General features: G+C 64.0%; 11 protein-coding genes. 6 read left to right on the top strand and 5 right to left on the bottom strand.

Going from position 1 to position 8547, the window contains the following annotated elements:
* Positions 1-7 precede the first annotated feature (7 nt).
* From nrdI to ACTICP_RS15190, 3 genes are all read left to right on the top strand, one after another.
* Positions 8-442 carry a class Ib ribonucleoside-diphosphate reductase assembly flavoprotein NrdI gene (gene nrdI, locus ACTICP_RS15200; RefSeq protein WP_441893787.1) on the top strand — a complete coding sequence of 145 codons (435 nt, stop codon included), beginning with the start codon at positions 8-10 and terminating at the stop codon, positions 440-442.
* Positions 439-1449 carry a class 1b ribonucleoside-diphosphate reductase subunit beta gene (gene nrdF / locus ACTICP_RS15195; protein ID WP_441893783.1) on the top strand — a complete coding sequence of 337 codons (1011 nt, stop codon included), beginning with the start codon at positions 439-441 and terminating at the stop codon, positions 1447-1449. The genes nrdI and nrdF overlap by 4 nt, the downstream gene beginning before the upstream one ends.
* A 305-nt stretch (positions 1450-1754) precedes the next feature.
* On the top strand, positions 1755-2081 hold the full coding sequence (locus ACTICP_RS15190; RefSeq protein WP_070500685.1) for a histone-like nucleoid-structuring protein Lsr2: 327 nt from the start codon (positions 1755-1757) through the stop codon (positions 2079-2081).
* Positions 2082-2156: 75 nt separating this feature from the next.
* Here the strand turns inward: ACTICP_RS15190 and ACTICP_RS15185 are convergent, their stop codons facing one another.
* The 4 genes from ACTICP_RS15185 to ACTICP_RS15170 form a co-directional block, all read right to left on the bottom strand.
* Positions 2157-3131 (bottom strand): tyrosine-type recombinase/integrase, encoded by a 975-nt coding sequence (locus ACTICP_RS15185; protein WP_070500684.1) that lies wholly within the window; start codon positions 3129-3131, stop codon positions 2157-2159.
* Between the two features lie 127 nt (positions 3132-3258).
* On the bottom strand, positions 3259-3813 hold the full coding sequence (locus ACTICP_RS15180; protein ID WP_070500683.1) for a PIN domain-containing protein: 555 nt from the start codon (positions 3811-3813) through the stop codon (positions 3259-3261).
* Positions 3814-3819: 6 nt separating this feature from the next.
* Complete coding sequence (locus tag ACTICP_RS15175; protein WP_168165402.1) at positions 3820-4302, bottom strand: helix-turn-helix domain-containing protein; 483 nt, start codon at positions 4300-4302, stop codon at positions 3820-3822.
* 378 nt (positions 4303-4680) lie between these two features.
* Positions 4681-5394 (bottom strand): hypothetical protein, encoded by a 714-nt coding sequence (locus tag ACTICP_RS15170; protein ID WP_441893780.1) that lies wholly within the window; start codon positions 5392-5394, stop codon positions 4681-4683.
* A 377-nt stretch (positions 5395-5771) separates the two neighbouring features.
* Between ACTICP_RS15170 and ACTICP_RS15165 the strand changes: the two genes are divergently transcribed.
* The 3 genes from ACTICP_RS15165 to ACTICP_RS15155 all read left to right on the top strand — a co-directional run bounded on the left by ACTICP_RS15165 (position 5772) and on the right by ACTICP_RS15155 (position 8317).
* Complete coding sequence (locus ACTICP_RS15165; protein WP_256374519.1) at positions 5772-5903, top strand: hypothetical protein; 132 nt, start codon at positions 5772-5774, stop codon at positions 5901-5903.
* Positions 5904-6833: 930 nt separating this feature from the next.
* Complete coding sequence (locus tag ACTICP_RS15160) at positions 6834-7250, top strand: hypothetical protein (protein WP_070500681.1); 417 nt, start codon at positions 6834-6836, stop codon at positions 7248-7250.
* Positions 7251-7405: 155 nt separating this feature from the next.
* Positions 7406-8317 (top strand): hypothetical protein, encoded by a 912-nt coding sequence (locus ACTICP_RS15155; protein ID WP_070500680.1) that lies wholly within the window; start codon positions 7406-7408, stop codon positions 8315-8317.
* A 51-nt stretch (positions 8318-8368) separates the two neighbouring features.
* On the opposite strand, the gene ACTICP_RS15150 is transcribed toward ACTICP_RS15155, so the two are convergent.
* Positions 8369-8547 (bottom strand): helix-turn-helix domain-containing protein (locus ACTICP_RS15150; RefSeq protein ID WP_441893785.1); only part of this gene is annotated, 179 nt, incomplete at its 5' end.

The raw sequence follows: 8547 nt of genomic DNA, 5'->3' as shown, positions 1-8547 counted from the left end.
AGATCTCGTGTTCTTCTCCAGCGTCTCCGAGAACACGCTGCGCTTCGTGGAGAGGCTGGGGCGGCCTGCGGTGCGGATCCCGCTCCGCCCCCGTGTCGAGGGGATGGTCCGCGTGTGCCGCCCCTTCGTTCTGGTGGTCCCCACCTACGGCGGCGGCGAGCAGGCCGGGGCCGTGCCGAAGCAGGTCATCGCCTTCCTCAACGATCCCGCCAACCGTGCGCTGCTGCGCGGGGTGATCACCGCAGGCAACACCAACTTCGGCGAGCACTACTGCCTCGCCGGCCCAGTCATCTCCCGAAAGTGCGGTGTCCCAGAGCTCTATCGCTTCGAACTCCTGGGCACCCAGCGCGATATTGAGTGCGTGAACGAAGGGCTCGACCTGTTCTGGCAACGGACAGCCACGACGAACGACAAGAACAACGAACAGAGGAGAACAGCATGACCGCCACAACAGCCGTAGAAGGCTCCATCACCCCTCCGGCATACCGACACGACCCCAGCGCACCGCTGCGTCCGATCAACTGGAACCGCGTGAGCGACGAGAAGGACCTCGAGATCTGGAACCGCCTGACCGCGAACTTCTGGCTGCCCGAGAAGGTGCCCCTGTCCAACGACCACCAGGCCTGGCAAGCACTCGCGCCCCATGAACGAACCCTCACCATGCGAGTCTTCACCGGCCTCACCATGCTCGACACCGTGCAGGCCACCGTCGGGGAGATCTGCCAGATCCAGGACGCCCGCACCGAGCACGAGGAAGCCGTCTACACCAACATCGCCTTCATGCAGTCCGTCCACGCCCGCTCGTACTCCTCGGTGTTCTCGACCCTGACCAGTACCCGAGAGATCGATGAGGCCTACCGCTGGGCGATCGGAAACGACCTGCTTCAAGCGCGATGCAAGAAGGTGCTCCAGTACTACTACGGGCCCGACCCGTTAAAGCGGAAGGTGTCCTCCACCCTGCTCTCCAGCCTTCTGCTCTACGCCGGCTTCTACCTGCCGCTGCACTTCTCCGTGCACGCCACCCTGACCAACACCGCCGACATGATCCGACTCATCCTGCGCGACAAGGCCGTGCACGGCTACTACTCGGGCTACAAGTACCAGCGCGGCCTCGAGGCTCACCCCAACCGCCGCGACGAGATGAAGGAGTTCACGTACACCCTGCTCGAAGAGCTCTACGACCTCGAGCTCGACTACTCAGGCGAGCTCTACGAACCCCTCGGCCTGATGGGCGACGTCGCCGCCTTCGTGCGCTACAACGCGAACAAATCCCTCATGAACCTCGGCTACCCGGCACGGTTCACCGCCGAGGAGACGTCAGTCAGCCCAGAGATCCTCGCCGCCCTCGCCCCCAGCGCCGACGAGAACCACGACTTCTTCAGCGGAAGCGGATCGTCGTACATCATCGGTAAGGCCGAGCACACCAACGACGACGACTGGGACTTCTAGACACGCAGACTCACCTGTCGGGCGCGAAGCGCTACCGTGCTTGCCCCGGATCGCTACGACCCGGGGCAAGCACCCAGCGCAGACCGTGCTGCGGCAGACCTGAACCTGTCCGCAGGTCTGCCGCAACGGCGCGTCTGACCATTCGCACTCAGATCGAGTTGAAGAACGAATCTTCCGCACATGAGGTGCCTCTTCCGTCATTGGTGGCGCTGAGCGTACTCGCCACCCGGGATCGCAGCCACGTAATCAGGAACTCCTGCTGTACTGTCCAGCAAGTTCACGAACACGAACCCGGAGGGTCGATCATGGCGCGCAAAACTCAGGTAATTCTCACCGACGATATCGACGGAAGCGATGCCACCCAGACGGTGTCCTTCGCGATCGATGGGGTGGCCTACGAGATCGATCTGAACGACTCCCACGCCGCGCAGCTGCGTGAGCAGCTCAAGACCTGGACTTCCAGCGGCCGCCGCGTCGGTGGACGCCGCACCACTGGCACACGCCGCACTTCAGCTGGCGATCGCGAGCGGACCGCACGGATCCGTAAGTGGGCGCGCGAGAACGGGCACGAGGTCAGTGATCGCGGACGCATCGCTCAGAACGTGATCGACGCGTATAACGCCGCGCGCTGACGACGCCACGATGGGCCGTCCGGGCGCCGACAGGGGACCAACTGCGGACGGCGATCAGCGCGGAGCATCCGCTCATTAGACCTCCGTGGCGTGCTGCTGTCCTGGCTTGCTGGCAAGCAGGCGGGCGGCGGACGGCGCCGAGGAGGCGGCCCTGAGGTGCGAGGCGGAGGCCTTGAGGTAGATGCCGGTGGTGCCAATGCTCTCGTGGCCCAGCAGCTGCTGGATCTCCGAGACGGGGACGCCAACGTCGACCATCGAGACAGCGTAGGTGTGGCGCAGGGCGTGTGCTGCTTCGCCCTCTGGCTTGACGATGCCAGCTCGCGCGTAGAGCCGGTTCACGCGATACGAGATCGTGTCACGTGTCAACGCGCGCCCATCCGGACGCACGAGCAGGGGACTTGAGTCGCCCTCGTCTACGGCGTGCATTGCGCGCCAAGGCAGGTACGTGTCGATTTGCTCAGCGACACCTTGGTCTAGCGGCACCGTACGGGCCTTGCGTCCCTTCCCGATCACGCGCAGTGAGGGCTCCTCGCCAGGCCGGTAGTCGAGGAGTCGCAGATCGGCGGCTTCGCTGGCCCGCAATCCGCCGGCCGCCAGGATCACCACGATCGCCACGTCCAGCAGCGGCGCCGCGGGCCGCGCCTGCGGATCTTCCGCGCGAGCAGTCTCCAGAAGGTCGGAGATCTGACCATCAGTGAAGGCCACCGGCAGACGCCCGGGGGCACGAGGGGCTTGGATCGCTGCCGTGGGGTCACCGGGCAGGCGTGACTCGAGGACCAGGTAGCGGCATAGCCCACGCAGCGTGGTAAGCAACCGCCGACGGGTAGCCGGCGCGAGCCCTGCGTTGTTCATCTCCGCCAGCGCCGCCTTGATGACCGGCCCCGACAGGTCCTGCACCGTCACGGGAGTGCCCGTCTGGGCACCGAGATAGCGCTGCCAGGAGGCGAGGTCGGCGCGGTAGGCCTTAGCCGTCTCGGCACTGATGGTGCGCCCGACGGCGCGGCGTTCCGCGATCCAGTCCCGTGCCGCATCGACGAAGAGTTCGCTCATCCCATAACGCTAGGCCGTGGCCGACGCTCCACAGCGACGACACCCCGCCTAGTGCGCATAACCTTGATTATGGGCATCAGGGGCGGTTTAACCTCCCTCGTCGTTACGCACGAGGCAGCAGCGGCTGCTAGTGAGTGTTGAGGCGTCGGCGTAGGTCCAGCGTGAACTGTGGGACGCCGGATCGCTCGAGGCGGCCAAGGATGTCTTGCATGGGAACCGGCGGCCGCCGGTAGCTCATCTGCAGCTGGTGGAGAGCGGCTAAGACGGGCCCCGGCGCAAGGTCGAGTTGACTGCTGAGGAAGTCGTCGACTCCCAGCACGCTAACGTCCCAGGGGGCAAGCGCGTCAGCGGGAAAATCTCGCTCGTTGAAGGTCACGATGGTCTCGGTGCGCGATTGAATCGCCACCGCCAGCACGTGACGGTCTTTGGGGTCGTTTCGTAGGACAGGTATGAGGTGCTCGTACGCTTCGACCTCGGCGAAGGGGAAGGCGTGGCGCATCGCCTCGACGCGAGAGCGGACGCTGCCGGCCGGTATCCCACGCTCTCCCAGGTGGCGCTGGACTTCATCGAGGATCTCTGCAGACCAGCGCACGTCGTACACGCCGGTTTCAGCGATACGGAGCACTAGGTCGCTGAGGGTCGGGGGGATGAGGACGCAGGCGTCCAGGACCACGGTGAACACGAGCGCTCAGCGCCGGACCGGGGGCTCGCCGTCGAGGTCATACAGGCCCGCTTCCTGGCTCACTTCCTGCATCCGATGGAGCTCTCCGGAGCGTGCATGCCGAAGGCTCTGCTCGTATGTGAGCAGGTCATCGAGACGTACGCGCCGGTGGGCTCCACGCATTTCGAAGGGCAGGTCGCCACGCTCAAGCAACTTGACGAGCGTGGGTCGCGAGATGTTGAGCATGTCGGCAGCCTCCTGCGTGGTGAGCAGCTGGTGGCGTGGAGTAATCGTGACTCCGCGCCCGTCCAGAAGCGCCCGCGCAACGTCGTGGAGGACGCGTGCTAGCTCCGGGGGTAGCTCGTGCCGCTTACCGTCGGGCGTCAGTAGAGCTGTTGAGCTCGCCGGCTCCACGCCACGGTCGTGCAGCGCGGCGACGAGGTCGAGGATCTTCCCGCGCGAGTCCTCGTCGTTCGGTGCGACGTAGGTCTCAGACCCTGCATCGTGCATCGCTGTACTCATCGCCGCCACCGATCCCTTCAATCGCAATAAACGAAAGCCTATCAGTCGGTGGCTGCGGGGTCACGCTCGGCGGCACGAGAGGCCCCGTCAACGCTGGCTCACCTGCAGCTACTTCGAGCCACAGTCGAGCCCTCGTGCGATGCCCCGCTACGGGGATGCTCGCTCGGGCAGGCCCGAGTCTCGAAGCTGCTTGGGGATCGATCTCCGCTCACTACAGCGCCTTAGTGCGCATAACTTCTACTATGCGCACTAGGGCGTGCGGCTCCCAGAACGTCGAGAGTGGACCGCGCTGACGCACCCCCGCGTCCAGTCGGCCTCAACCAGCCCCTGGAGACGCGCCCTAGGAGCAGTCATCGATCTGGCCGATCAGTGCTGGCCTGGCTCAAATACCTTGAGGTTGTCGATGTGAAGCGTGTAGGACTTCCGCCTCCTTCTCAGCCCATGGGACGATGCGACAACTGTCGACATGGTTAACAGTCCAGCAGATTCAAGTTCCGCGCATCCTCGCGTCCAGGTGTCAGCAGAGAGGCCATACTCGGCCTTCCTCGTCCCGTCCGCCCAGGCAGAGTCACCCGACCTGCCGTTCGTCAGCTCGCGCAGGACGATGAGCATCGCGATTGCACGTCCTGAGAGCGCAACAATCCAACCGTTCCTCCAGAGCTCAATGGGCAAGGAGATGTAGGGCGATGCCGGCGTCGGAATCTCCCACTGCTCTCCCTTCCCTGACCAGTGCAGAACCGTGGTGGTGGCGATTGCTCCTGGGTTGAGCTCCCGCGCGACCAGATTCAGGTCGACGAGCCCCTTGTACGCCTCGTCGATTCGGCGACGAGCGCCCCTGCTCTCACCAAGGCCCAGTGTGGTCGCCAGCGTGTAAGCACTGTTCTGTGTCGCGTGAGGAGCTCGAGTCGCCGCCATTAGGGTCGTGAGGTAGACCTTCAGCCTCGTCTCCCCCTTCCCCCGCAGGATCCGCACCAGAGGAGGTTCCGGTTCAGGGTTCTCGGTGTCGCGCGCGAACTCTCGCGGCAGCGCAACCGATGCTCGGCCGGACCTCTTGGCCGCCGATCTCAGTTGCTGCATCACTGCTTCAGCGGGCCTGGACACCATCGGCAGCTCACATTCTCTTAGTATTGGTGGCGGTATGAGCGGACTAGCCAGTCGTGCACTGTGATGCGGAGGCATGCAGTGGGGTACAGAGTCCTTCTATAAATATGTCGCACCGCCACTCCCCTTCCCCTCATCCCGCTAGATCCGGGGCTCTCAAGCATGTCATAGCTGTGCTTCCAGTGCGCATGGACATGGTCTCTTAGCCCGCTGAAACAGGGGCTGTTTAGCTCGTTGACCTAGTGCTCCGTGGCAGGCGATCGTGGATTCACACCCACAGATCGACCATCAGCGCATCACGAGCTCCCGGGACGGGACGGCGCCAAGGGTCCCACGTCCAGAGAGGAGGAAGTTCCATGAAACTGCGCATCGATGCCGTCACCAACAAGGTCACCACAGCAACGACCGTCGAGTTGCACCTCGACCCCCGCACCATGCGGGCGATATACCTGGCGCTCACGCTGCTCATCCACCTCTGCATCGCGTGACGCAAGGGTCACCACTGGGCGCTCGGCCGTGCTGCAGAACGGCCAAGCGCCCACCGGAACGGTGAAGCACCCGCACTTCAGCACAGCACTGCAGGAAAATCGAGGATCAGCCACGACGTAGCGCCTCATCTGCGCTTTGCAACATTCCGTGCTCGAGAAGGCGCGCGCGAGGGAGATACTCAGCAGGTGAGGTCATACCGCGACCAGCAGGAGTACCTAGAGGAGACGCACCGAGGCTTCTTCGGGATACGGCACCGCGCCGAGGGCATGCCCTCCCACACCGACAACAGCGGCCTGACCTTCCAGACTCTGCAGCGCTCCCAAGGGCTCCCCCTGCTCGTCCCGCAGGCACCAAAGAACCCGACGGTAGGCAACGCGTTCCACCGGCTGCTCGGCATGCGGTACGCCAAGTACAACTCCAGCGACTCCGACGAAGGCCATCGCCGGGTCACCCTCTACTTCGAACGGACGCGCGGCAGCGCTGCCGGAGGACGGAACGATCGCGATATGCATGATGCACCACTTCTGATCTTCGCCTGCCCTCTCCCCCGGGAGACATGGCGCAGTGCGTCCGCAGTAGGGGCGAGCACCGACAAGCCTCAGCGACTTCCCGTACTACCCACTGTCGCCGACCCGGGGCGTGCGCTCTCCACCTCGAGCGATTCTACGAGAGGACGCAGTCGTCGGCACCGCCACCGGTAGTCATCGACTGCTTCGAACAGCTCGGCCGACCACCCGTTGAGTAGATGAAGGAGGCTCGAGGCGATGCTGCAAATTTAGGGAGTTTCGTGCCGCCTTCAAGTATGTGCAAGGAGATCCAGTATCCGCTATACTGGGGTGGTGGATGCTGCGAGGCCTGAGTTCGAAGCATCGCCCGGCGGTCACTCGCCGGTTGCACTCGTTACTCAGGCAGGGAAGGGAGGGTGAGAGATGTCGTTCGAGGTCTTCGACAAGCGGAGTGCGCCTATGAGGGGCGCCCCGAGCGTGACTGTGCAGCGGAAGGGGATCGTTTCGATCAACGCTCCGGCACACAAGCTGATCGGTGGCGCGAAGGTGGTGGAGCTCCTGTTCGACCCTGCGCGGCGCGTGATGGCGCTACGTCCTGCGGATCCGTCGCCTCGCACCTATGAGCTTCGTGAGCCGAGCCGGTCGGGCCAGACCCTGCTGTCCGCGACGGCGTTCATGCAGAACTACGGCATCGACACGTCGGTGAGCCGGAGGTACGAGCCGTTTGAGGAGGATGGAATGCTCTGCATCGACTTCAACGGACCCTCAACCGAGGTGCGCGGCAATCGCCGCGCCAAGTCCGGCGGGGAGGCTCCTGAGCAGCAGCTTCCCCTCGCATAGAGAACTTCGGCCCCAACCCACGGCAATGGGTTGGGGCCGATGCACAGGGCCCGAAGGCGCTGACAGCAACTGTGTAGGTCGCTGTAACAGCGTACAGAAGTTCGCAAGGAGCGTCCGCTCCTGCTTCCAGGGCCCTCCTACCGAAAGGAGGGCACATGCCCACCATCAAGGAGTACTACGGGATCACCGGTCCCGTCCCATTCCTGGACGTCGAGATCTCGAGCGACAACAGGTTGTACGTCGATCCTCATGCGATCCGGCGCCACCAGTACCTGGATCCGTACGCACGGGACGCTGTGACGTGTATCGACACGTTCCTGCACGAAGTCACGCAGAGCATCATCGACGGCACCCCTGAGTCGCTCACGAGGGGCCACCAGCTGCTCAAGCAGTTCACGGAGCCGTGGGAGACCCGTCTCGGCATGGCTAAGGAGGGCTTCCACGGGCATGGAGGTGGCGAGGTTGTAGGGACCTGGATTTGGGACGTTCTGAACGGTGACGCTGAAGCCGTGGTCCAGATCGGGGCCCTTCGCCACCTCGAACACCTCCCCCTGTTCGTTGAGGGGGTCGATCGAGATATCACGTCCGACACCACAACGCGCATCATCTTCTCGGTCCTGGCGGACTTCACCGCCTCGATGCTGCAGTCCTACCCGGAGTTCCAGGCCGATCATCACAAGGTCGGAACGTTTGACAGGCAGGTGTGGGACCGCGACAGCCTGTCGTGGCAGACCCGCAAGGTGACGCTGCCAATCGCTGACGGCAAGGCTCTCCTCCTCGTCCCCGACGGATGGGCGAGGCGGTATCTGCTGATGTCTGCGCGTAGGTTCTACGGCACGACCGTACTGTCGTACGCCCAGCTAGAGCAGGCAGTGATCGACTCGAACGGGAAGCTTCTGAGGACTCCGAAGAAGGTCTTGCGGAAGCGAGATGATCTGCGCGAGGGACGTGCGACCAACCTGAGTTGGACGTTGAGGGCGATCGAGAACGAGGAAGACCTCATCGAGGCTTTCGAGGCTTTCGTCGCATCGAAGGAAGATCCGAGCGAAGCCTCTGACGCCGCGTGACCGACTGCGGGGAGTTGCAGTGTCGCAACTCCCCGCAGTTTGCCCGGGCGCTCACAGGGAGGGGGTCGGCTGATCAAGGTAGCGATACAGCGTTGAACGGCTGATGCCATACTCTCGCGCAATTTGGGCTTTGGGGATGTCGGCGAGGGTGGCGTTGCGGATGGCTCGGATCTGGTCGCTGTCGAGGCTGCGCGGCCGGCCCTTGTAGACGCCGCGCTTCTTCGCGGCGG

Origin of the sequence: Microbacterium sp. (assembly GCF_052102115.1) — a bacterium.
Taxonomy (GTDB): domain Bacteria; phylum Actinomycetota; class Actinomycetes; order Actinomycetales; family Microbacteriaceae; genus Microbacterium.
Note: the sequence above shows the minus strand (reverse complement) of the source record. Positions and strands in the feature narration are given on the sequence as shown.